The organism is Streptomyces sp. HUAS 15-9, from assembly GCF_025642155.1.
In the GTDB taxonomy this organism is placed as follows: Bacteria; Actinomycetota; Actinomycetes; order Streptomycetales; family Streptomycetaceae; genus Streptomyces.
In genome coordinates this window covers 8,967,810-8,991,138 of record NZ_CP106798.1, presented here as the reverse complement: position 1 = coordinate 8,991,138, position 23,329 = coordinate 8,967,810, and the positions used below count along the sequence as shown (strand labels likewise).

Genomic DNA, 23,329 nt, shown 5'->3' with positions numbered 1-23,329 from the left:
CTGGTCACGAACACGGCCGGGGCTGCCAGCCGGCGGACGGACTGCGCCGCACCTACGTCGCGGTGAGTGGATCCCCTCGGTGGTACGCCCGCACCGATCGCGCGTCTGTGGTGTGCCCCGTCTCCCGGTGCCGGAAGACGTAGCTCCGCTCCTGGACTTGGCGCCATGCGCCGAAGCCGTCCTCATACCCGAGTCGGTCGTCCTGACCACCGGCAGATCGATCGTGTCTTCCAGCGCTCTGACGGATTGGTCGCTGACGAGCGTGACATCATCCGAGGCATGAGCGACCTTGCACAAGCAGTGATATTCGACTTGGACGGCACTCTGGTGGACAGCGAACCGCTGTACTACGAGTCGGCGCGCCGTCTCTTCATCGATCATGGCGTCAGGGACTACACCTGGTCGGACCACGAGGAGTTCGTCGGCGTCGGCACCAAGGAGACGCTCGAGGTGCTGCGGGAGCGGTACGGCATCGTGACCGCCGTCGAGGAGTTGCTGAGGCAGCAGAACCGGTGCTACCTGGAGCTGGCCGGCCGGTCGATGCACGTCTTTCCGCAGATGCGCAGGTTGGTCGGTCTGCTGCGAGGAGCCGGGCTGCCGATGGCGATTGCATCGGGATCTTCCCGGGCCGCCATCATGTCCGTGCTCCGCTCAGCCGGCCTGGACGACATGATCTCCGTGGTGGTGTCGGCCGAGGAGGTCGGCCGCGGTAAACCCGCCCCAGACGTGTTCCTGGAGGCCGCGCAGCGGCTGGGGGCTGCGCCGGGCCGCTGTGTCGTCATCGAGGACGCCGTACCAGGGGTGGAGGCGGCGTACCGGGCAGGGATGAGCTGCATCGCCGTCCCGGCCGGCGGGACGGATGTCGCGTCGTTCGCCACCGCCGGCCTGGTCTTCGCGGAGGGCCGGAGCGCCTTTGTGGCCGAGACGGCCTACGTGTGGATCTGCGGTGGGTCCGCCCGCCGCCGGGACACGCGGCGCTAGCTATTGGATCGATCTAACACCGGTGGCTCGGATCGCCGCCAGTGGCAGGCGCCGGACCCTCGGCGCCGCACGCGGCAGGATCCCCCGCGCTGCCTGCCGGCCGACTGCCGGTCACGTTGGCGTCCTCGCATCGGCTGCCCGGCCGGATCAACGTGTTCTCGCAGGTCAAAACCCACTCATCGGTACGGGCCGGCGCCCGGGCGCGGGCCGGACGCCCTATGCTGTACGGCTTGCCCGGCTCTTCCGGCTCGACCGTCGGAAGGGGCTCGGCGCCGTGCGCGTAGAGTTTTTCGTGCAGCCCCCCTTGACGGGTCGGGAGCTCGGCATTTAGATCGCTCCAACGCAGATTTAGATCGGTCTAAAGAGCCGGTCGTGAAGGAGTGAACGTCATGGTCGACCGCTTCACCTACGTGGTCGTGGGCGCCGGGGCCGCCGGGTGCGTGGTGGCGAACCGGCTCAGCGCGAACCCGGATCACCAGGTACTTCTCCTGGAGGCCGGACCGGCGGACCGGTCTCCGTTGATCCACATGCCGGTCGGCTTCACCAAGCTCACCAGCCCGAAGGTCAACTGGCGCTTCGAGACGGTCCCCCAGCGCCATCTCGACGGCCGCCCGATGTACTACCCGCAGGGGAGAACGCTGGGCGGCAGCACCTCGATCAACGCCATGATCTACATCCGGGGCCACCGGCTGGACTACGACGAGTGGCGGGACCTGGGCAACAAGGGCTGGGGGTACCAGGACGTCCTGCCGTACTTCAGGAAGTCGGAGTCCAACGAGCGGCTCGCGGACGAGTTCCACGGCACCTCGGGGCCGATGAGCGTCGTCGAGCAGCTCATGCACAATCCCCTGACCAAGGCGTTCGTGCGAGCGGGCCAGGAGATCGGCCTCTCTTACAGCCACGATTTCAACGGCGCCGAACAGGACGGTGTCGGCTACTACGACGTCACCCAGCGCAACGCCCGGCGGGAGAGCACCGCCACCGCCTTCCTGCGACCGGCGCGGCGGCGCCCCAACCTCACCGTCGTCACGGAGGCGACGGCCACCCGGGTGCTGGTGGAGCGCGGCCGGGCGGTGGGCGTGACGTACCTGCGGGGCGGGAAGGAATACGCCGCCTACGCCGACGGCGAGGTGATCCTCAGCGGTGGTGCCGTCAACTCGCCTCGGCTGCTCCTGCTGTCCGGTATCGGGCCGGGCGAGGAACTGAGCCGACTCGGCATCCCCGTGGTCCACGACCTCAAGGGCGTGGGGAAGAACCTGCAGGACCACATGGATGTCTACATCACGGCTGAGACGGCCCCGGTCAGCTACAACCAGGAGGACCGCTGGGACCGCGCCCTGCGGCACGGGCTGCAGTACCTGCTGTTCCGCACCGGCCCGGTCACGGCGTGCGTGGCGGAGGCGGGCGCGTTCCTTCGCAGCAGCGAGGAGGTCCGCTCGCCCGACATCCAGATCCACTGTCTGCCGGCGTACGTCGTCGACCACGGCCGGCAGCGCATCAAGGGCCACGGGGTCACGATCAACACCTGTAATCTCCGCCCGCGCAGCATCGGAGAGGTGACGCTGCGCTCGGCCGACCCCCTCGTCCCGCCCGCCATCGACCCCAACTTCCTCGCAGACCCGTACGACTGGGACGTCTCGATGACGGCTTTCGAGAAGGGCCGCGAACTGCTGGCCACGTCCGCCTTCGCGCCGCTGATCAAGCGCGAGCACATGCCCGGAGCCCAGGTGCGCACCAAGCAGGAGATTCGCGCCTACATCAAGCAGTGGTCCAAGACCGACTACCACCCCGTGGGCACCTGCAAGATGGGCGGCGACGACATGGCCGTGGTCGACACGGACCTGCGCGTGCACGGGCTCGAGGGGCTGCGTGTGACAGACGCCTCCATCATGCCGACACTGATCAGCGGCAACACCCAGGCGCCGTCCATCATGATCGGCGAGAAGGGTGCCGCGCACATCCTGGGTGAGGCATGAAGGTGAGGGCCGGCGAAGTGGACGAAAGGCGGCGGGGGAATGGGCAAGGCTAGGGTCACGCTGGCGGACGTGGCGGCGGACGCGAAGGTCTCACGTGCGACCGTGTCGCTCGTGCTGAGGGAGAGCCCGCTGGTCGCGGACTCGACCCGGGCGCGCGTGCGTGCGTCGATGGACCGGCTCGGGTACGTCTACCACCGCGGTGCCGCAAGCCTGCGCAGCCGCCGCTCGCACACCGTGGGACTGCTCGTCACCGATGTCTCCAACCCCTTCTTCGCCGAACTGACGGTCGGTGTGGAGGCGGCCCTCGCGGACGCGGGCATCGTCGTCCTGCTCGGCCACAACTACGAGTCCACGGCCAAGCAGGCCGACCTGACCCGGGTGATGCAGGAGTACGGAGCGGACGGCCTGCTGATCACCCCGGCGCACGACACCACCGCCGCGGATCTGCGTCCCCTGGTGACGGCCCGGGTTCCGCATCTGCTGGTCGTCCGCTACGTCGACGGCCACCCCGCCCCGTACGTGGGGGCCGACAATGTGGTGGGCGCCCGTGCCGCCACCGAGCACCTGCTGGAACACGGGGCGCGCAAGGTCGCCTTCCTCGGCGGGCCCGAGCGCTCCTCGGCACGGTACGACCGCCAGCGCGGCGTGGAGGAGGCGCTGGCCGCCAGACGGCGCACGCTCCCGGCGAGCAGGTCGGTGCCCAGCCCCGCGACCCGGCAGGGTGGATACGAGGCGGCACTCGACATGCTGCGCCGCAAGGACCGCCCCGACGCCATCGTGTGCTACAGCGACGTCGTCGCCTTCGGTGTCCTCCTCGCCTGCGAGGAACTCGGGATCCGCGTCGGCGAGGACGTGCGGGTCACGGGCTTCGACGACATCGCGGAGTCGGCCATGCAGCACCCGGCGCTGACCACCGTGGCCATCAGGCCTCGTGAACTGGGTGAACGTGCCGCCCAGTTGCTCATCAGGCGCATAGAGCGTCCGGACGGCCCTCCGGAGAGCGACGTCAGTGTGCCCCAGCTGGTGGTGCGCGCCTCCTGTGGCTGCCGCCCCGAAGAACACAGTGAGAAGGAGACGGTATGAACAGGCCCTTGCGGTGGGTCCTGGTCGGAGCGAGCGACATCGCCGCCACGCGGATGATTCCCGCGATGCGGGCGCTCGGCCAGGAGCCGGTGGCCGTCCTCAGCGGCAGTCCCGAGCGCGGCCGGCGATTCGCCGAGCGTCATCAGGTGCCGGTAGCTGCGGGCACGCTCGAGGAGGCCCTGTCGGTGCCGGCGGACGCGGTGTACATCAGCACCACCAACGAACTGCACCGAGACCAGGCCGTTGACGCCGCGGCGGCGGGTCGGCACGTGCTGTGCGAGAAGCCGCTGGCGATGACCCTGGACGACGCCGCCGACATCGTCCGCGCCGCACGCGCCGCTGGGGTGGTGCTCGGCACCAACCACCACCTGCGCGCCTCGCCCGTTATTAGATCGATCCAAAAGCTGGTGGCGGACGGTGGCATCGGCCGGCCCCTGGCGGTCCGGGTCCACCACGCCGTCGAGCTCCCCGAGCGGTTGCGCGGCTGGCGGCTGAAGAACCCCACCGCCGGCGGTGGAGTCGTCTTCGACATCACCGTCCACGATGCCGACGCCCTGCGCTTCGTGCTCGGCCGGGAGGTGCTCGACGTGACCGCGACCGCCGTCAACCAGGGGCTGGCCGCACCCGGTGTCGAGGACGCCGCCATGGCGGTACTGCGTCTTGAGGACGACGTCCTCGCCTGCGCCCACGACGCGTTCACCGTCCCGCACGCCGGGACGGCCCTGGAGGTGCACGGCACCGACGGCTCGGTGTTCGCCACCGACGCGATGACCCAGGACCCCGACGGCGAGGTGGTGCTCCGCCGGGGCGGCACCAGCACGCCCGTCGACGTCGGCCCCCGCGACGACCTCTACATCACCGGCCTGCGGGCCTTCGCCGACGCCGTCCACGGCGACGGCACGCCTCTGGCCACGGGCACCGACGGATTCGCGTCCCTCGCCGTCGCCCTCGCCGTCCGTGACGCGCTGCGCACCGGCACCCGCACCCCCGTGACACCCATCAGCACCCTGGAGGACGAGGCGTTGTGACACGCAAACCAGTGATCAGCCCAGCGGAGGCGGCCGCTCTCGTGCCGGACGGCGCGGTGGTGTCGGTCAGTTCCTCCAGCGGGCTCGGCTGTCCCGACGCCGTCCTGCGTGCCCTCGGCGAGCGGTTCGGCGCGACCGGCGCGCCACGGGGGCTGACCACCTTGCACCCCATCGCCGCCGGCGACATGTACGGCATCAAGGGCATCGACCACCTCGCCCAACCCGGCCTGCTGGACCGGGTGTTCGCCGGCTCCTATCCGAGCGGGCCGTCGTCCGCGGAGCCACCGCTGATCCGCAAACTGATCGAGGCCGGAGAGGTGCAGGCGTACAACCTGCCGTCCGGCGTGCTGTTCCAGATGCACCGCAGCGCCGCGACCGGCCAGCCGGGCGTCCTGACGACCGTCGGCCTGGACACCTTCGTCGACCCGCGCCGAGAGGGCGGGCGCATGAACGCGGCCACCCCGCAGTTCGTGCGGGTGGAGCAGTTCGACGGACGCGAGTGGCTGTTCTATCCGGCCATCGGTGTGGACGTGGCCATCATCCGGGCGACCACCGCGGACGAGCACGGCAACCTCACCATGGAGGACGAGGGTTCACCCCTCGGTGCTCTCGACCAGGCGCTGGCCGCGCGGGCGCATGGCGGCCTGGTCATCGCCCAGGTCAAGCGCATAGCCGAGGCCGGCACACTACCGGCGCAGCAGGTGCGCGTCCCCGGCGTCCTCGTCGACCGCATCGTCGTCGACACCGAGCAGATGCAGACCACCCAGACCCCGTTCGACCCGGCCCTGGCCGGTGCGCTGCGCCGCCCGCTGACGGAGGTGGGGCCCGCCGCGTTCGGGCTGGAGAAGGTGATCGCGCGGCGCGCCGCCATGGAACTCGTCCGAGACGCCGTCGTGAACCTCGGCTTCGGCATATCGGCCCTCGTGCCGCGAGTACTGCTGGAGGAGGGCTGCCACACCGATGTCACCTGGGTCATCGAGCAGGGCGCGGTCGGCGGTTTCCCGCTCACCGGATTCGCCTTCGGGTGCGCGCTGAACCCCGAGGCGATCCTCGCGTCCGCGGACCAGTTCACGTATCTGCAGAGCGGGGCGTTCGACACCTCGATGCTGTCGTTCCTGGAGATCGACGCCGAAGGCAACGTCAACGTCTCGGCGCTGCCCGGCCGTTCCCACATCACCGCCGGTGTGGGCGGCTTCGCCGACATCACCGCCAACGCCCGCCACCTGGTCTTCAGCGGATACTTCACCGCGGGCCGCAGCGACCTCGCGATCGAGGACGGCGCACTGCGCATCCGCCGGGACGGTGCGGCGGCGAAGTTCGTCGACGCCGTCCAGCAGGTCACCTTCAGCGGCAGACGGGCACTGGCCGAGGGCCGGCGCATCACCGTCGTGACCGAGCGGTGTGTGATGAGGCTCCTGCCCGAAGGGCTGACGGTCACCGAGATCGCCCCCGGGGCCGACGTCCAACGGGACGTGGTGGAACGCGCGGGCTTCCCGCTGCGGGTCAGCGACCGGCTCACCGTCATGGACGCCCGGCTGTTCCGCCCCGAGCCGATCGCGCTCGACCTGGCCGCGGGAGGCCACCATGAGTGACACCCGTTCGACCCCGCCCGCAGGCGCCGTCCGGCTGGAGCGTCACGGCGACACGGCCGTGATCCGTCTGGCACGGCCCGAGAAACTCAACGCGCTGACCCCGGCGATGCTGGAGCAGTTGGCCGGGCACACCGAAGCCGTCCACGCCGACGAAACGATTCGCGTCGTCCTGGTCGCCGCAGAGGGAGACCGCGCCTTCTGTGCCGGAGCCGACCTCGGGGCCTTCGCGGACCACGACGCGCTGGCCGTGTGGCGGCACTGGGTCCACACCGGTCACGAGGCATTCCGCCAGCTGGCGTGCCTGCGGCAGCCGACCATCGCGGTGCTCCAGGCGGGTGCCTTCGGCGGCGGCCTGGAACTGGCCCTGGCTTGCGACCTGCGTGTCGCCGCGGACACCGCAACGCTGGGCCTGCCGGAGGTGGGCATCGGCACCCTGCCCGGTTGGGGAGGCACCGCCCGCCTCATGGCCCTTGTCGGTCCGGCCCGGGCCAAGCGGCTGATCCTCACCGGTGACCTCGTCGACGCGCCCACGGCCCTGCAGTGGGGCCTGGTCGACGAGGTCGCGCCCGCCGACGAGGTGCAGGAGACCGCCGAGCGCCTCGCCGCCGCCGTCGCCCGCCGCGGCCCCGTGGCGGTGCAACTGGCCAAGCAGGTGCTCAACCATGCGACACCGTCCAGCGCCGAGGCGTTCGAAGCCCTCGCCGGGGCGCTGTCCGCCGCCACCGACGACCGCGCCGAGGGGCTGGCCGCCTTCCGCGAACGGCGCACGCCCCACTTCCGCGGCCGATGAACCACTGGAGATCCCTGCCATGACCACCACCGAAACCACCGAGCCGCGCCGCTATCCCCTGCTCATCGGCGGCGAGCACATCCACGCGCCCGAGCAGCGGCGGTTCGCCCGTACCAGCCCCGCCCACGACCGCGTCGTCGGCGAATACGCCGAGGCGACCCCGCAGGAGGTCGACCTGGCCGTGGATACCGCCCGCAAGGCGTTCGACGACGGCCGCTGGCGTGACCTGCCCGGTATGGAGCGCGCCCGCCTCCTGAGGCGCGTCGCCGCACTCGTGGAGGAACACGCCGAGGAACTGGCCCGCGTGGAGGCATTGGAGAGCGGCAAGCCCATCGCACAGGCACGCGGCGAGGTCGCCACCACCGCCGAGCTGTGGTACTACGCGGCCACCCTGGCCCAGCACGCCTACGGCGACTCCCACAACGCCCTCGGCGGCGACTACCTGGGCCTGGCCCTGCGCGAACCGGTCGGCGTCGTCGGCATCATCACCCCCTGGAACTTCCCCCTGCTCATCGTCAGCCAGAAGCTGCCCTTCGCGCTCGCCGTCGGCTGCACAGCGGTGGTCAAGCCGAGCCAGCTGACCCCGGGGACCACCGTCATCCTCGGTGACCTGGTGACCGAGGCCGGTATCCCGGCCGGCGTGGTCAACATCGTCACCGGCAAGGGGGGCGTCGGTTCCCGGCTGAGCGAGCATCCGCTGGTGGACATGGTCTCCTTCACCGGCTCCACCGAGGTCGGCAAGAAGGTCATGACCGCCGCCGCCCAGACCCTCAAGAGGGTCGAGCTGGAACTCGGCGGCAAGAACCCACAGGTCGTCTTCCCCGACGCCGATCTCGACGCCGCCGTCGACGCCGTGGTCTTCGGAGTGCTGTTCAACCAGGGAGAGTGCTGCAACTCCGGAAGCAGGCTGCTGGTGCACCACGACATCGCCGACGAATTCGTCGAGCGCGTGGTGCAGCACGCCCGGCGGGTGGTGGTCGGAGACCCCCTCGACGAGACCACGAAGGTCGGCGCCATTGCCAGCGACGAACAGTTGGAGGTCATCGAACAGCTCGTCGGCGAAGGCACCGAGGCCGGCGCCCAACTGCTGCTCGGCGGGCACCGCCTCGACACCCCCACGGGCCGGTTCTACGCCCCGACCGTCTTCGACCACGTCACCGCGGACATGCCGATCGCGACGACGGAGATCTTCGGACCGGTGTTGTCGGTGCTGCGCTTCGGTTCCCTCGACGAAGCCGTCTCGATCACCAACTCCACCCCCTACGGCCTGTCGTCGGCGGTGTGGACCCGGGACGTCGACACCGCCCTCGCCTACGCACGTCGCAGCCGGGCCGGAACGGTCTGGGTCAACTGCTTCATGGACGGCTTCCCCGAGATCAGCTTCGGGGGCTACGGCGAGAGCGGGATCGGTCGCGAACTCGGACGGCACGCCGTCGACGCCTTCACCGAGCTGAAGAGCGTGGTGGTGCACACCGGCCCACGACGCACGCCGTGGGTCCCCGCGGAAGGAACGCACTGACCATGACACAGACCGTCGCAGCCGCCGCACAGGGCCTCAATCCGCCCGCCTCGCTGCGCGCCGCCGCCGAACGCGCGCTCGGTGTCGCCCAGGAGAAGGTGGACCGGCTGGTCACCTCGCACGGCGACTACTTCCCCCTCTACACCGAGGGCGGCCGCTGGCAGCACGGCAAGGAGGCCTGGACCAACTGGTGCGAGGGCTTCCTCGGCGGCCAGATGTGGATCTTCGCCGAGGTCACCGGTGATCCCCTGTGGCGGCGCCGGGCCGAGCACTACTCCCTGCTGGTGGAGGACCGCAAGCACGACCGGAACGTGCACGACCTCGGGTTCGTCTTCTGGCCCACCTGGAAGCGGTGGTACGACCTGACCGGCGACGCAGCCAAGAACGATGTCGTGGTGACCGCCGGACGCACCATGGGCCTGCGCTACAACGCTGCGGGCCGGTACCTGCGGTCCTTCCTCGCCCCCGACAGCCTGTTCATCGACATCATGATGAACGTCGGCATCGTCTTCCACGCCGCACAGCACAGCGGAGACGACGCCCTGCTGGACATCGCCCACCAGCACTGCCGCACCACCCGGCGTCATCTGGTCCGTGGCGACGGAAGCACCGCACACGAGGGCATATTCGACCTGTCGACCGGTGAGTTCCTGCGCCAGAGCACCCAGCAGGGCTGGCGCCCCGACTCCAGTTGGGCCCGCGGCCAGACCTGGGCCCTGTACGGATTCGGCACCTGCTACGCCCTCACCGGCGAGCGCGACTACCTGGACACCGCGATCGCCTGTGCCGACCACTACCTCGCGCGCACCGGCGACCGGCTGGTCCCGCCCAACGACTGGGACGAGCCCGACCCCCGTCTGCCGTACGAGAGTTCCGCCGCCGCGATCGCGGTCAGCGGTCTGCTCCAGCTCGCGGACCTGGTGGACGGCGAGCGGGCGGCACGCTACCGCGGCCATGCGTTCGCCGCACTGGACCGGTTGTGCCAGGAGGACTTCCTGGCATCGCACGATCCGTCCTGGGAGGGCGTACTGAAGCGCGCCTCTTACCACGAGTCCAAGGGGCTCGGTGTCGATGAAAGCGTCATGTGGGGCGACTACTTCTTCACCGAAGCGCTCCACAAGATCCTCGGTGGCCCCTTGACCGCCGCGGCCGTCGCCCGGCCGACCGCCTGATCGTTTCCTCGCAGGGCCGCGGGCGCCGGCCGCCCACCGCCGCATTTCGCGGTGGCCCGTCCGCTCCTCTTCCCCTCTTTTCCCTTACCCGGGTCCTCCCCCCACGCGCCCAGACGCCCGCTGCCGCGGCGTGCCCCCGCGCGCCCCAGCCGGTGAAACCCCCGTACCTGCCCGCACGCGCAAGGAGCTCGATGACATGAGAAGAACACCCCTCTGGCTCGCGGCACTGACCGCCGTGACCGCCCTGACCGCCACCGCCTGCGGCGGTGGATCAGCCGCCGGCGGCCAGAAGACCGACAAGGTGGAGGTCTTCTCCTGGTGGACCTCCGGATCGGAGGCCGCCGCCCTCAACGCCCTGATCGACAACTTCAAGAAGGCCAACCCCGGTGTGACGGTGCGCAACGCGGCGGTCTCCGGCGGCGGCGGATCCAACGCCCAGCAGGTCCTTCAGACCCGGCTGGTCGGCGGCAACCCGCCCGACACCTGGCAGACCCACCCGGGCAAGGCGATGGGCGAGGTCGTCGACAACGGCCTGGCCCTCGACCTCACCGACGTCTACACCGTGAACAAGTGGAACTCCGCCATGCCGAAGCCGCTCATCGACGCGATGAGCCGGAACGGCAAGGTCTACGGTGTCCTCACCGGCGTCCACCGCGGCAACGTCCTGTGGTTCAACAAGAAGGTCCTCGCCGGGGCCGGGATCAGAGTCGGCGACCACCTCAGCCGACAGGAGTTCGACCGCGCACTCGACAAGCTCCGCGCCAAGGGCAAGACCCCGCTGTGCCTGGGCGACAAGGACATCTTCGCCTCCGCCGAGGTCCTGGAGAACGTCCTCGTCGGCCGCCTGGGCGCCGCGGGATGGGAACGGCTGGTCGAAGGCAGGACGCACTGGTCCGACCCGGACGTCCGTGCCGCGGTGAAGGAGTACACGGGGCTGCTCGACCGGGTCAACAGCGACCACTCCGCCCTGACCTGGGACCAGGCCGTGAAGCGGATGGCCGACGGCGGCTGCGGCTTCAACACCATGGGCGACTGGGCGTACGGCGAGCTGCTCAAGGACGGCAAGCGCGACGGCAAGGACTTCGGGTACGTGCCTTTCCCGGGCTCGGAGAACGTCTTCGTCACCGTCGGCGACGTCTTCGTGGCCTCGGCGAGCAGCGACAACCCCGATCTGGTGAAGAAGTGGATCGCCTCGGTCGGCAGCAAGGAGAGCCAGCTGGCCTTCAACAAGGCGAAGGGCTCCACCCCCGTACGCACCGATGTCGACGTGTCGTCACTGGGGTCCTACCAGCAGGCGGCCGCCCAGGACTTCCGGCACAAGACGCTGGTCAGCACGCTGGTCCACGGTGAAGCCACGTCGCCGGGCTTCCAGCAGGCCTTCTTCGACGCCGTCAACCAGCTCAACTCGAACAAGGACATCGACGCCTTCGTCAAGGCTCTCGACGGCGCCGCGCGGAAGTGACGCAGCGTTGGAGCAGCGGGGTGTCCTCGGCCCACCCGGCCGGGGACGCCCGACCACCGAACCACCAGCGACAGAAGAGTCCACCATGACCCACACGAGCACGGTCCCGGCACGACAGCCTGCCCGCACCAGCCGCCTCAGGAGCCACGGGCGCTGGGCCCGGCTGCGCCGCACCTGGCTCGGCCCCGCGCTCGTCGCGCCGAGCTTCATCCTGCTGGCCGTCTTCGTCTACGGCTTCATCGGCTTCACCGTTTTCATCTCCCTGACCCAGCGGTGGAACCCCTTCAACCGCGACACCACCCTGCGCGGTGACGCCCTGGGCAACTACGCGGACCTGTTCTCCACCCCACGCTTCCAGGCGGACCTGCGCAACACCATCGTCTTCACGCTGCTGTTCCTCGTCGCCTCGGTCGCCATCGGGCTCGTCCTGGCCATCCTGGTGCACCACGTCGTCATCGGCCGGGCCTTCTTCCGCAGCGTCTTCCTCTTCCCCTACGCCCTGTCGTTCATCGTCACCGGCGTGGTCTGGCGGTGGATCTTCACCCCGCAGACCGGGGCCAACCTGCTGCTCAAGGCCACCGGCGTCTCCGGCGCCTACGCCTCCATGACCGGCAAGCCACTGCAGCCCGACTGGATCACCGACCACCGCGTCGCCGGGGAGCTCAACGGCGTACTGGAGCCGATCATCCCGGGCGGCACCTTTCTGCACACCCAGGTGGGCATCCCCCTGGCCCTCATCCCCGTCGTGATCGCCGCCGCATGGCAACTCGGCGGGTTCGCGATGGCCATGTACCTCGCGGGCCTGGCCGCCATCCCCGACGAGGTCAGGGAGGCAGCCCTGATGGACGGTGCCGGACCCCTCCAGACCTACCGCAAGGTGATCCTTCCGATGCTGCGGCCGGTCACGCTGACCACCGTGGTCATCCTCGGGCACGTCAGCCTGAAGATCTTCGACCTGGTGTACGCGATGGCGGGCAGTGGAGTCGGATTCAGCACCGACGTCCCCGGCATCTTCGTCTACGAGCAGATGTTCCGTGCGCTGCACTACAACGCCGGCGCCGCGGCGAGCGTCGTGATGCTGCTGCTGGTCTGCGCGGTCGTCGTGCCCTACCTCGCCCGCACCTATGCCCGAGAGGACTCCTGACATGGGCGCCGTCACCCAACTCCCGGCCCCCGTCGCAGCCGGACCGTCCGGCACCTCGACCTCTGCGGCGCCCGGCGCCCCGACACGGTCCCGGCGCCTGCCCCGTACCCGCGGCCAGTGGGCCGCGGTCGCGGCCCTGACCGTGTGCACTCTGATGTTCCTGCTGCCCGTCTACGTGATGGTCTCCGCCGGCCTGAAATCCCCCGCGCAGGCCGACGTCTCCACCATGTGGCACCTGCCGTCCCCGCTCAGCCTCGACGGCTACCGCGAGGCCTGGTCGCGGCTGTCCGGCAACTTCGCCAACAGCCTGCTGATGGTGGTGCCCGCGACCGTCATCTCCTCGTTGGTCGGCGCCCTCAACGGGTTCGTCCTGTCCAAGGTGCGCTTCCCGAAGGCCAACCTGGTCTTCACCATCATGCTCCTGGGCATGTTCATCCCGTACCAGGCCGTGCTCATCCCGCTGGTGACGTTCCTGCAGAAGACCGGTCTCTACGGCACCATCCCCGGGCTCGTGCTCGTCCACGTCGTCTACGGCATCCCCATCGCCACCCTCATCTTCCGCAACTACTACGCCGCGGTGCCACAGGCCATCGTCGAGGCGGCAGCCATCGACGGGGCCGGCGTGCTGCAGACGTTCTGGCGGGTGATGCTGCCGCTGTCGCTGCCCGGGTTCGTCGTCGCCGGAATCTTCCAGTTCACCAACATCTGGAACGACTTCGTCTTCGGCATCGTCGTCGTTCCCGACCCGGGAAGCCAGCCGGTCACCGTCGCGCTGAACAACCTCTCCGGCACCCAGTCCGTGAACTGGAACGTCGTCATGGCCGGCGCGGTCATCGCAGCCGTCCCGACCGCGCTGATCTACCTGCTGCTCGGCAAGTACTTCATCCGCGGCCTGACGGCCGGATCGGTCAAATGAGCACCGGCGGCCTGTGGTCCCCTTCCTCCCCCTCGGTGGTCACCGCCGATGTGGGACCGGTGGTGGACTGCGACGTACTGATCATCGGCACCGGTATGGGCGGTGCCACCCTCGCCCGCGCCCTGGCGGGAACCGGGTCCCGCATCCTCCTCGTCGAACAGGGCGACTTCCTGCCCCGGGAACCGGAGAACTGGTCCCCCTCTCACGTCTTCGAGCAGCGGCGCTACAAGAACGCCCCGCTGTGGGAGGAGGGAACGGGGCGCACCTTCACCCCCGGTGTCCACCAGTACGTGGGCGGCAGCACCAAGGTGTACGGAGCCAGCCTGCCCCGCTTCCGCGAGGAGGACTTCACCGCCGTCGAACACTGGGAGGGCACGTCACCGGCCTGGCCGTTCTCGTACAAGGAACTCGAACCCCACTACGCGGTCGCCGAACAGTGGTACCGGGTGCACGGCTCACCCGGACAGGACCCCACCGAGCCTCACCGCTCGAGCCCCTATCCCTTCCCGGCCCTCTGTCACGAGCCCTACGTCGCCGATCTCGCCGACCGGCTCACACGCCAGGGCCTGCACCCCTACGCGCTGGCAATGGGCGTCGACCGGCGCGAGGGCGGCGCCTGTGTGCGCTGCCGCACCTGCGACGGCTTCCCCTGCCTGGTCGGCGCCAAGAGCGACGCGGAGACCTGCGGCGTGCGCCCGGCCCTCGCCGGAGGCCGAGTACGGCTGCTGACCGGGACACGCGTGATACGTCTGGACACCGATCCGGCCGGGCGCACCGTGGTGGCGGCACAGGCCCAACGTGGCGGCGCCACCCTCGAACTGCGCGCAGGTACCTTCGTGCTCGGCGCGGGCGCCGTGGAGTCCGCCGCACTGCTGCTGCGCTCGCAGTCCGCGCTTCACCCCCACGGCCTTGGCAACTCCTCCGGTCTGGTCGGCCGCGGCTACATGCAGCACAACAACACCGCCCTGCTGGCCGTGGACATGTGCCGTCCCAATCCCGCCTGGTTCCAGAAGACACTCGCGGTCAACGACTACTACCGCCCCGGAAAGGGCGGCCCTTACCCGCTGGGCAACATCCAGCTGCTGGGCAAACTGCAGGCGGCCATGCTCAAGGCCGCCCGGCCGCGGCTGCCCCGCCCGCTCCTGCACACCATGACCGCACACAGCGTGGAGTGGTGGGTGATGTCCGAGGACCTGCCCGACGACGACAACCGGGTGGTACTCGGCTCCTCGGGGCGCATCCGGGTCCACTGGAGTCCGACCAACACCCGTGCGCACCGCGAACTGGTTGCCCGCGCACGGCACATGATGCGGCAGGCCGGATACCAGTTCGTCGCCGCGCAGACCTTCGGCGTGGAGACCAACTCCCACCAGTGCGGAACGCTCCGCGCCGGCGAAAACCCCGCCCGCTCGGTCCTGGATCCGTACTGCCGCAGCCATGACGTGCGCAACCTGTTCGTGGTCGACGCCTCGTTCTTCCCGTCCTCCGCAGCCATGAACCCCGCCCTGACCATCGCCGCGCAGGCGATCCGCGTGGCCCGTGAAGGAGAGGTACTGCCGTGAGCGAGATCCTGGACGAGGTGGCCCGCCGCCGCATCGTGGCCGTGCTGCGCGCCGCCGACGCGAGCCGCTTCCCGGCCACCGCGCGCGCCCTGGCGGCCGGCGGCATCACCTGCGTCGAGGTGACGATGACCTCCCGGGGCGCCCTGGAGAGCGTGGCCGCCCTGCGTGAACAGGGACTCATCGTGGGCGTCGGCAGCATCACCTCACCCGCCCAGGCGGCAGAGGCCTGCGCGGCGGGCGCCGCGTTCGTCGTCACCCCCGCACGGATAGAGGGTGTCGTCGGCCGCTGCGCCCGGCGCGACGTCCCCGTGGTGATGGGCAGCCTGACCCCCTCGGAGATACTCGCGGCCGTGCGCGAGGGCGCGGCGGCCGTCAAGGTGTTCCCGGCCGCTGCCTTCGGTCCGGGCTATCTGCGGCACATACGGGCACCGCTGCCGCACCTGCGGCTGATGCCGACCGGCGGCATAACCGTCGCCACGGCCGCCGATTATCTGCAGGCGGGTGCCTTCGCCATCGGGCTCGGCACCCCGCTCGTCGGCGCCGCCGACACCCCTCTCGACGAGATCACCCGGCGGGCCGAAGCGCTCGTCGGCTCGTGCACCCGGCCGTCGCACCCTACGTTCGCGGGCCGGCCCGGCCATCCGGAAGAAGGAAGAAGACACCCATGAGCAACCGTCCCCTGGTCACCCTGGGCGAGACGATGGGGCTGCTCACCACGACCGGTGAGGGCCCCCTGCGCCACCAGAGAACCCTGGAACTGGGAACCGGCGGAGCCGAGTCGAACGTCGCCATAGGGGCGGCACGGCTGGGCGTCCCGGCCGTGTGGATCGGCCGCGTGGGCGACGACGAGATCGGCAGGCTCGTCCTGGCGAGCCTGCGGGCGGAAGGCGTCGACACCAGCGCCGTCCGCATGGACGCCGGGGCCCCCACCGGCCTGATGCTGAAGACCCGCAGGACCCTCGTCGACCGGCGCGTCACCTACTACCGACGCGGCAGCGCCGGATCGCGCCTCGCACCCGAGGACGTGCCCGAGTCCCTCGTCCTCGGTGCCGCCCTGCTGCACGTCACCGGCATCACCCCGGCCCTCTCGGCCTCGGCACGAAAGGCCGTCGAGCACGCGGTCCGGCTCGCCCGCGAGAACGGCGTACCCGTCTCACTCGACGTCAACTACCGCGCCACCCTGTGGCCCCGGCACGAGGCCCGGTCCTGCCTTGCCGAACTCGTCCGGCAGGCCGACGTACTCTTCGCCGGAGAGGACGAGGCAGCCCTGCTGGTCGCATCCGGCGACCACGTCGCCCTGGCCGCTCAGCTGTCCGCCCTGGGGCCCGCGGAAGTGGTCATCAAACGCGGCCCGTACGGCGCCTACTCCCTCGCGCACGGCACCGCACACGAGACGGCCGCGATACCGACCACCGTCGTCGATCCAGTCGGCGCCGGCGACGCCTTCGTGGCCGGGTACCTGGCCGAGCGCATCACAGGCACCGCAGTACCGCAAAGCCTGCGCACCGCGGCAATCTGCGGAGCCGCCGCCTGCGCGGTCCGCGGAGACTGGGAGGGAGCACCCGAACGAGCCGAACTCGAGCGCCTCGCCTGCACCGACACGGAGGTCCAGCGATGAGCACAACGGCAGCGAGCTACACCCTCCTCGTGCGATTCCGCGTCAGAACCGGAGCGCAGGCAGCTTTCGACGCCCTGACAGCCCGCACTGTCGACCTCATCCGGAAGCACGAGCCGGGAACACTCCTCTACGCCATTCACACCACTGGGGTACCGACCGAGAGGATTTTCTACGAACTGTACGAGGACCAGGAGGCGTTCGCATTCCACGAGCGCCAGCCGCATATCCAAGAATTCCTCGCCGCACGGGGCGCGCTCCTCCAAGCACTTCCGGAGGTGACTGTGCTGACCCCGACAGCGATATCTCGTCGCACAGCCCAAACCAGCAAGGGAGACCGTTGCTGATTGCCGCTCCCACGTTCGTCCTCATGGAGGCACACTCAAGAACGGACGGGTCCAATCTGCCCGAGTGCCGTCAAGCCGGTTGGCCCGGGAGCAGGTAGCTGTCGGCGACACCCACCTTGGCGGTATTCGCGCATGGCCTGTCCAGCGAGCTGGTGGAGGAACTGGCCGCGCCGGCGGCCGAGAAGACCGCCGAGGGCGGACTGAGGCTGATGGGCGAGGGAGGAATCCTGCCCGAGCTGGCCCAGCACTTGATGCAGGCCACCCTGGAGGCGGAGATGGACCTGCACCTGGCCGCGGAGACTGGCCGGGTCGGCGGGCGCGAGTCGCGCTCAGGTGGCAACACACGCAACGCCGACCGGAGGAAGAAGGCGATCACGGAGGTTGGACCGGTGACCGTGCAGATCCCTCGCGGTGAGCTGGGCGCCTTCTCTCCACGACTGCTGCCGAAGTACGCGCGCCGGACCGGGGCGCTGGACGAGATGGTGCTCTCGCTGACCGCGAAGGGCCTCACGTCCGGCGATATCGTCGCCCACCTCGCCGAGGTCTATGGGATGTCGAGTGGCAATGAGGCCGCGAGTTCCCGTCTGGTCCTGCCGGGGGCCTATACGCAGTCGCCGCCCTGCCACATGGCGTCCTGCAGGGCATTGCGCTGATCTGCGGCGACGGGCCTGCTGGCGCGCTGCACCGGCGCGTCGGCATACGGCAGAGCCCCTGAGCGGCGCGGGCGTTCCTCACCCGTCCCGCGGCGCCGCCGCGCCCGGCAGCCGCAGTGTGAACACGGCACCTTTCACCGGCTCGCCCGCCGCCTCGGCCGTACCGCCGTGGGCGGCGACCAGGTGGCGGACGATGGGCAGGCCCAGACCGCTTCCGCCGGTGCGGCGGGAGCGGGACTTCTCGGCGCGCCAGAACCGGTCGAAGAGATGCGGCAGATCCTCCGGCGCGATGCCGGTGCCGGTGTCGGTAACGGTGAAGACGACCTGGCCGCTGTCCCGGTGGGCGGCGAGGGTGACCGTGCCGTCGGCGGGCGTGTGGCGCAGGGCGTTGGAGACCAGGTTGCCGAGCGCCTGCCGCATCCGCACCGGGTCGGCGTCCAGCCAGGGATCGCCGTCCGTGTCGGTGTGCAGGGTGACCCCGGCGGCGTCGGCCGCGACGCGGTGTGCGGCGGCCACCTGGTCGAGCAGTTCTTCGGCGCTGACGGGCTCGCGGTGCAGGCGCAGGGTGCCCGCGTCGGCGGCCGCCAGGTCTTGGAGGTCGTCGATGATGCGCTGGAGGACGAGGGCCTCCTCGTGCAGGGAGCCGAGGAGCGCGGGATCGGGGTCCACGAGTCCGTCCCGGGTGACCTCCAGCCAGCCGCGGATGTTGGTGAGCGGGCTGCGCAGTTCATGGGCGATGTCGCTGACCATCGCCTTGCGCTGGGCCTCGAGACGTTCCCGGCGCTCGGTGAGGTCGTTGAACGCGGCGGCCAGCAGACCAGTCTCGTCCCGTGTGCGCACCCGCGCCCGCACGTGCAGTTCCGGTGGCTGTTGCGCAGCCACTGTCAGCGCGCGCAGCGGTCGTACGAGACGGGTGGCGACCACCGCGGTGACGGCGACCGTGACGGCGAGGACCAGGCCGGCCGCGCCGACGATCTTGGCCTTGTTGGCCGGGGACATGTCGAAGCGGGGCACGGTCTGGTCCCCGATGCCGAGGAACAACTCGGCCACGGGAGCGACGTAGGGGTCGAGTTGGGCGCGGCGGGCGCTGTCGACGCAGCTCTGAACGCTCTGGGTCGTCCTCGCGTCGTCCATCCCGCCGAACTTGGTCGGGAAGAGCCGCGTCGCGGAGGTGGTGCCCTCGGGGTCGAAGGCGACGAACAGCGGGGAGCCGAGGTCGACGCCCTTGTCCGCCAAGCAGGTGCGGGCGCCCTGTTCCAGGGCCGCGCGGGCCTTGTCCTCGGTGCGGGTCGGCTTGTTCAGCCCGTAGCCGCACGTAATGGTCCCGCCGTAGTCGCCCGCGGCAGCGCCGTCCTCTTCGGTCAGGAAGGGCCGGCCGCTGGGGGTGTGCGCGACGTTGACGCGGATGCCGTAGCGGTCGTAGCAGATCCGCTGTTTGCCGGCCACCGCGTCCAGTTGCGAGCGTTCCCGGGCCGGCAGCCGGTAAGGGCCGACCGCGCGCGGGTCGATGCCGCTGAGCTGGGCGCCGGACTCGCTGTAGGTGTCGGTGTGCAGGGGGTCGACTGAGGCGGCGGGCCGGGGCGGCAGCGGGGTTCCATGGGGCGCGGAGTCGGCGATGAGGGTACGGTCGGCGGTGGTGAGCGCGATGCGGCGGCCGGTCTTCGCGGCCAGTGCCCTGACTGTGTGCCGTACGCCCGTCCAGTCGTGGTGGGTCGCGGCGTATCCGCTGAGCTGGGCAAGGATGTTGTTGTCGGCGGCGAGGTCCTGGCCCTGCTCCTCCTCCAGGGCGCTGGTGGTGGTCGTGACCGCGAGCCAGGCAGTGGCGGCCACGGAACAGACGGCGATCAGCGCCGAGGCGAACAGCAGCCGGACAAGCAGCCGTTTGCGCCACGGTATCCGGGGCTTCACGGGCGGCCGCCGCTCAGCTTGTAGCCGACCCCGAACACGGTCACCAGCCGTACCGGCCGGCGCGGATCCGCCTCGATCTTCCGGCGCAGGTTCATGATGTGAACGTCGACGGCCCGTTCGGTGGAGGACCGGTCGAAGCCGCGGGTGCACTGGAGCAGTTGCCGTCGCGAGAACACCCGTTCCGGCTCCCCCGCCATGGCCAGCAGGATCTGGAACTCGGCCGGGGTGCACTCCACCGGCTCGCCGTCGCAGCGCACTTCGTGCCGTACCGGGTCGATGCGGATGCCGCCCGCGCGGGCGACGGGATCCTCCCGCACCCCGACGCCGCGCCCGCTGCGCCGCAGGACCGTGCGGATGCGGGCCATCAGTTCGCGCGGGCTGTACGGCTTGGTGAGGTAGTCGTCGGCGCCAAGCTCCAGGCCGAGCAGGACGTCCTCCTCCGCCGAGCGGGCGGTGAGCATCACTACGGGGATCTCGGCGTTCTCCTGCGCGCCGCGCAGCACCCGGCACACGCCGAAGCCGTCGATTGCCGGGAGCATCAGGTCGAGGACCACGAGGTCGGGTCTCAGTCGGCGGGCCGCGTCCAGCGCGGCCGCGCCGTCGTGGACCACGGTGGCGGTGTGGCCCTCCGCCAGCAGCGAGCGGCGTATGAGTTCGGCCTGCATCTCGTCGTCCTCGGCGACCAGCACATGTGCGCACACGGGGCGGATCCTAGGCGGTTCAAGGGCGAGTCAGTCGGCGTGTCCCAGCACGACGACGGGATACCGGCCCGGGTCGAGGGCGCAGAGCAGTTCCTTCATGTGCGCCTGAGCGATGCGGATGCAGCCATGGGTGGCTCCGCCGTGGTCGACGTGGAACCAGATGCCTCCGCCCCGGCCCGCGCCGAGGGGGTGGGTCCGGTCGAGGGGTGAGGTGCCGGGCCTGCGGTTGCAGTCGATGGCGATCACATAGTCGAACGAGCCGGCCAGTGGCTCGCCCGCGAAACCGGTGCCGGGTGAGACCAATCCGGTCGAGCGGTGGTACGGCAGCCGGGTGCCGGAGGCGCGGAGCAGGCCCCCGGCGTCGGTGAGGGTGTAGACGCCGAGTGGCGAGCGCAGGTCCCCGGCCGTGTGATGGTCGCTCCAGTCGTGCGGCGCGTCGTGTGCGGACCAGCCGGCTCCCGCCTGCCGGCCCGTTTCGGTGCGCTCGTGCAGGACCACGGTCGATTCGGGCGAGTTTGTGCCGTGGCCGGTCGCCACGACCACCTGCCGCGAACGGGCGGGTATCGCGTTCCGGGTCTCGGGGCCGAGACCGGGGGATCCGCCGCAGGGCCGCCTCGGCGGACCGCTCCGGTGCCGGTATGCGCCTCGCCGCCGGCCTCAAACTCGGGGTCGTCTCCAGGCTTGGGGTCGCCTCGGTGCCGCCGCCACATCCGGTGAGGAGGAAGGGGGATGCGAGGAACGCGAAGGCGGTTCTGCGATCGATCATGTTCCGACCCTGGCCGAGACATGTGAGGAACTCGTCAGGTTCCCCAGTTCTCGCTGCGGCAGGCGGCGAGGCCGGGTGAGGACCCGGTGCCCGGTGGCACGGCAGGAGTGCCCCCGAACAACCCAGTCGTGGCCAACCGGGTCAGCGAAGAACATGGGCGGTCCCGCTCTGCCCGAGTACCAGGAGATCTCGAAGGACCGCGTTGCCGCCACTGACGGAGTCGTGCTGGTCGCCTCGGGCGTCGGGTGAGGCCGACGGCCCCATATGGATCCGGTGTCGGTCGGCTCCGCCACCGTCGAGGCACGGACAGCGGTTCCGTGAGCGCAAGGCTTGGACAGCATCTAAGCAACCGCTTAGTATCAAGCCTGGGGCGGGGACAGCCTGCCCGTGCCGCCCCTCCCACTCAGGAGTCCACTGTGATTTCGCTGTTCTCCCTCTCCGGCAAAACCGCCCTCGTGACCGGCGGTTCCCGCGGCGTCGGCCTGATGATCGCCCGGGGCCTGGTCGAAGCGGGAGCCAAGGTCTATGTCAGCTCCCGCAAGGCGGAAGCCTGCGAGGAGGCCGTGCGTGGGCTTTCCGGTCCCGGCCAGGCGGTGGCACTGCCCGCCGACCTGTCGCGCGAGGAGGAGTGCCACCGACTCGCCGCAGACATATGCGAGCGGGAGGAGCAACTGCACATCCTGGTGAACAACGCCGGCGCCACCTGGGGCGCGCCCTTGGACGAGTTCCCGGTCAGTGGCTGGGACAAGGTGATGGACCTCAACCTGCGCAGCCCCTTCCTGCTCACCCAAGCCCTCCTGCCGAAGCTGCGCGCCGGCGGGTCGACGGAGGACCCTGCGCGGATCATCAACGTCGGTTCCATCGACGGCCTGCACGTCAGCCCGGTCTCGGCCTACTCCTACGCAGCCAGCAAGGCGGGCCTGCATCATCTGACCCGCGTGCTGGCCAAGGAGCTCGGGCCACAGGGCATCACGGTGAACGCCATCGCGCCCGGCCCCTTCGAGTCGAAGATGATGGCCGCGACCCTGGACGTCATGGGCGAGGCGATCGCGGAGGCGGCTCCGCTGCGCCGGATCGGGCGGCCGGACGACATGGCGGGCGTCGCCGTCTATCTGGCCAGCCGTGCGGGCGCCTACGTCACCGGCGCCGTCATCCCCGTCGACGGCGGCCTCGGCACCACGGTCTGACCGGCCGGCGACAGCTTCGCAGCGTGCAGCAATGGTCATGCGAACAGGTCCTCGGCATCGAAGTTGCCAGCGAGCATGAGAAGCCGCCTGCGCGGCGTACCGGGCCGACGAATGGGCCCTCAACCTCACAACCGCCCGCCAGTACCAGAGCGGGAAGGGCACCTGCGAGTGCCCAGGAAACACGTGGAACGGCTCGCCGTCGGCGTCGGCGGCGAGGACCAGGAGCAGCGGGACATCAACCTCGGCGCTCGCGGGAATACGGCCGCCGCCAGGGGAAGGCGTCGGCGGCGGCCGGAGACGGATGACCAAGGCCGTCTGCATGGACACCTCTCACACACCATCGCCACGACGCACAAGCCCTGTCCCCATGCCACGGCATGCTCGGCATCCCGCGCGGAACCGCTGGCCACGACCCGGCACACCGCCTCACAGCCCGCAAGGCAATCCCGGACCCAGCTGCGGCCGAGCAGGCGACCCCAGTCCCGGGCAATGTCAGAGCCGCGACCCGGCACCTCCCCCGCCGGGGGCGGAACACGTCCCAAACGCCGCCGGTACGGCACCCGCAGCTTCGTCAGCATGGCCGCCGCCGTGCCGCCGTCGCCATCGTGATGGTTGCCGCCGTCACGATGGTCGGCTTCGTTGATCTGTAGGAACAGCGTTTGACAGCCGGGTCCGGAGGAAGCTGGTGATCATCTGGTTCACGGATCTCGATGAGAAACGACGGCACTCTCGTGTCCACGAACGCGGGACGGCCAGCCTCTCGTCAGAGCGGCCGACCGTCGAAGGAGTCGCCAGAGCCGGGCTTGAACGTCGTGCCGAGGTCAACTGCGCGATCCCGAAGGGTTGGAAGTCGGCATCGGCAAGGATGCGGTAGAGGAACTCCGAGGTGGACATGTCGTACCGGTGCCATCCGCCGACGTCATTGGA

The 23,329-nt window shown here is 70.2% G+C and carries 18 protein-coding genes and 2 pseudogenes; 17 read left to right on the top strand and 3 right to left on the bottom strand.

What is annotated here, in order from left to right; translation table 11 throughout:
• Positions 1 to 279 precede the first annotated feature (279 nt).
• From N8I87_RS40900 to N8I87_RS40825, 16 genes and pseudogenes are all read left to right on the top strand, one after another.
• The gene (locus N8I87_RS40900; protein WP_263215987.1) at positions 280 to 981 is read left to right on the top strand and encodes an HAD family hydrolase; all 702 of its coding nucleotides are present in this window, start codon (positions 280 to 282) and stop codon (positions 979 to 981) included.
• A 389-nt stretch (positions 982 to 1,370) separates the two neighbouring features.
• A complete protein-coding gene (locus tag N8I87_RS40895; protein WP_263215986.1) occupies positions 1,371 to 2,957 on the top strand; it encodes a GMC family oxidoreductase in 1,587 nt (528 codons plus the stop codon).
• Between the two features lie 39 nt (positions 2,958 to 2,996).
• On the top strand, positions 2,997 to 4,040 hold the full coding sequence (locus tag N8I87_RS40890) for a LacI family DNA-binding transcriptional regulator (protein ID WP_263215985.1): 1,044 nt from the start codon (positions 2,997 to 2,999) through the stop codon (positions 4,038 to 4,040).
• Entirely contained in the window at positions 4,037 to 5,068 is a 1,032-nt protein-coding gene (locus tag N8I87_RS40885) for a Gfo/Idh/MocA family protein (RefSeq protein WP_263215984.1), read from the top strand. The genes N8I87_RS40890 and N8I87_RS40885 overlap by 4 nt, the downstream gene beginning before the upstream one ends.
• Positions 5,065 to 6,660, top strand: a complete 1,596-nt coding sequence (locus tag N8I87_RS40880) for an acyl CoA:acetate/3-ketoacid CoA transferase (protein ID WP_263215983.1) — start codon at positions 5,065 to 5,067, stop codon at positions 6,658 to 6,660. The genes N8I87_RS40885 and N8I87_RS40880 overlap by 4 nt, the downstream gene beginning before the upstream one ends.
• Entirely contained in the window at positions 6,653 to 7,450 is a 798-nt protein-coding gene (locus N8I87_RS40875) for an enoyl-CoA hydratase/isomerase family protein (RefSeq protein WP_263215982.1), read from the top strand. Before N8I87_RS40880 ends, N8I87_RS40875 begins: the two co-directional genes overlap by 8 nt.
• A gap of 19 nt (positions 7,451 to 7,469) precedes the next feature.
• Complete coding sequence (locus N8I87_RS40870) at positions 7,470 to 8,969, top strand: aldehyde dehydrogenase family protein (protein ID WP_263215981.1); 1,500 nt, start codon at positions 7,470 to 7,472, stop codon at positions 8,967 to 8,969.
• Positions 8,970 to 8,971: 2 nt separating this feature from the next.
• The gene (locus tag N8I87_RS40865) at positions 8,972 to 10,141 is read left to right on the top strand and encodes a glycoside hydrolase family 88 protein (RefSeq protein ID WP_263215980.1); all 1,170 of its coding nucleotides are present in this window, start codon (positions 8,972 to 8,974) and stop codon (positions 10,139 to 10,141) included.
• Between the two features lie 196 nt (positions 10,142 to 10,337).
• A complete protein-coding gene (locus tag N8I87_RS40860) occupies positions 10,338 to 11,603 on the top strand; it encodes an ABC transporter substrate-binding protein (protein ID WP_263215979.1) in 1,266 nt (421 codons plus the stop codon).
• Between the two features lie 85 nt (positions 11,604 to 11,688).
• A complete protein-coding gene (locus N8I87_RS40855; RefSeq protein ID WP_263215978.1) occupies positions 11,689 to 12,747 on the top strand; it encodes a carbohydrate ABC transporter permease in 1,059 nt (352 codons plus the stop codon).
• A gap of 1 nt (position 12,748) precedes the next feature.
• Complete coding sequence (locus N8I87_RS40850; protein WP_263215977.1) at positions 12,749 to 13,663, top strand: carbohydrate ABC transporter permease; 915 nt, start codon at positions 12,749 to 12,751, stop codon at positions 13,661 to 13,663.
• A complete protein-coding gene (locus N8I87_RS40845) occupies positions 13,660 to 15,225 on the top strand; it encodes a GMC oxidoreductase (RefSeq protein ID WP_263215976.1) in 1,566 nt (521 codons plus the stop codon). The genes N8I87_RS40850 and N8I87_RS40845 overlap by 4 nt, the downstream gene beginning before the upstream one ends.
• Complete coding sequence (locus N8I87_RS40840) at positions 15,222 to 15,893, top strand: bifunctional 4-hydroxy-2-oxoglutarate aldolase/2-dehydro-3-deoxy-phosphogluconate aldolase (RefSeq protein ID WP_263215975.1); 672 nt, start codon at positions 15,222 to 15,224, stop codon at positions 15,891 to 15,893. Before N8I87_RS40845 ends, N8I87_RS40840 begins: the two co-directional genes overlap by 4 nt.
• Positions 15,890 to 16,843, top strand: a complete 954-nt coding sequence (locus N8I87_RS40835) for a sugar kinase (RefSeq protein ID WP_263215974.1) — start codon at positions 15,890 to 15,892, stop codon at positions 16,841 to 16,843. The genes N8I87_RS40840 and N8I87_RS40835 overlap by 4 nt, the downstream gene beginning before the upstream one ends.
• A complete protein-coding gene (locus N8I87_RS40830; protein WP_263215973.1) occupies positions 16,840 to 17,187 on the top strand; it encodes a putative quinol monooxygenase in 348 nt (115 codons plus the stop codon). Before N8I87_RS40835 ends, N8I87_RS40830 begins: the two co-directional genes overlap by 4 nt.
• A gap of 116 nt (positions 17,188 to 17,303) precedes the next feature.
• A pseudogene (locus N8I87_RS40825) lies at positions 17,304 to 17,768 on the top strand (transposase); the annotation flags it as partial.
• A gap of 150 nt (positions 17,769 to 17,918) precedes the next feature.
• On the opposite strand, the gene N8I87_RS40820 reads toward N8I87_RS40825, so the two are convergent.
• From N8I87_RS40820 to N8I87_RS40810, 3 genes and pseudogenes are all read right to left on the bottom strand, one after another.
• Entirely contained in the window at positions 17,919 to 19,748 is a 1,830-nt protein-coding gene (locus N8I87_RS40820; RefSeq protein WP_263215971.1) for a sensor histidine kinase, read from the bottom strand.
• The gene (locus N8I87_RS40815; RefSeq protein WP_263215970.1) at positions 19,745 to 20,449 is read right to left on the bottom strand and encodes a response regulator transcription factor; all 705 of its coding nucleotides are present in this window, start codon (positions 20,447 to 20,449) and stop codon (positions 19,745 to 19,747) included. Before N8I87_RS40815 ends, N8I87_RS40820 begins: the two co-directional genes overlap by 4 nt.
• A gap of 30 nt (positions 20,450 to 20,479) precedes the next feature.
• Positions 20,480 to 21,215 (bottom strand): annotated as a pseudogene (locus tag N8I87_RS40810) (L,D-transpeptidase family protein).
• A gap of 416 nt (positions 21,216 to 21,631) precedes the next feature.
• Here N8I87_RS40810 and N8I87_RS40805 point away from each other — a divergent pair.
• Positions 21,632 to 22,402, top strand: a complete 771-nt coding sequence (locus N8I87_RS40805; RefSeq protein WP_263215969.1) for an SDR family oxidoreductase — start codon at positions 21,632 to 21,634, stop codon at positions 22,400 to 22,402.
• Positions 22,403 to 23,329: the final 927 nt, after the last annotated feature.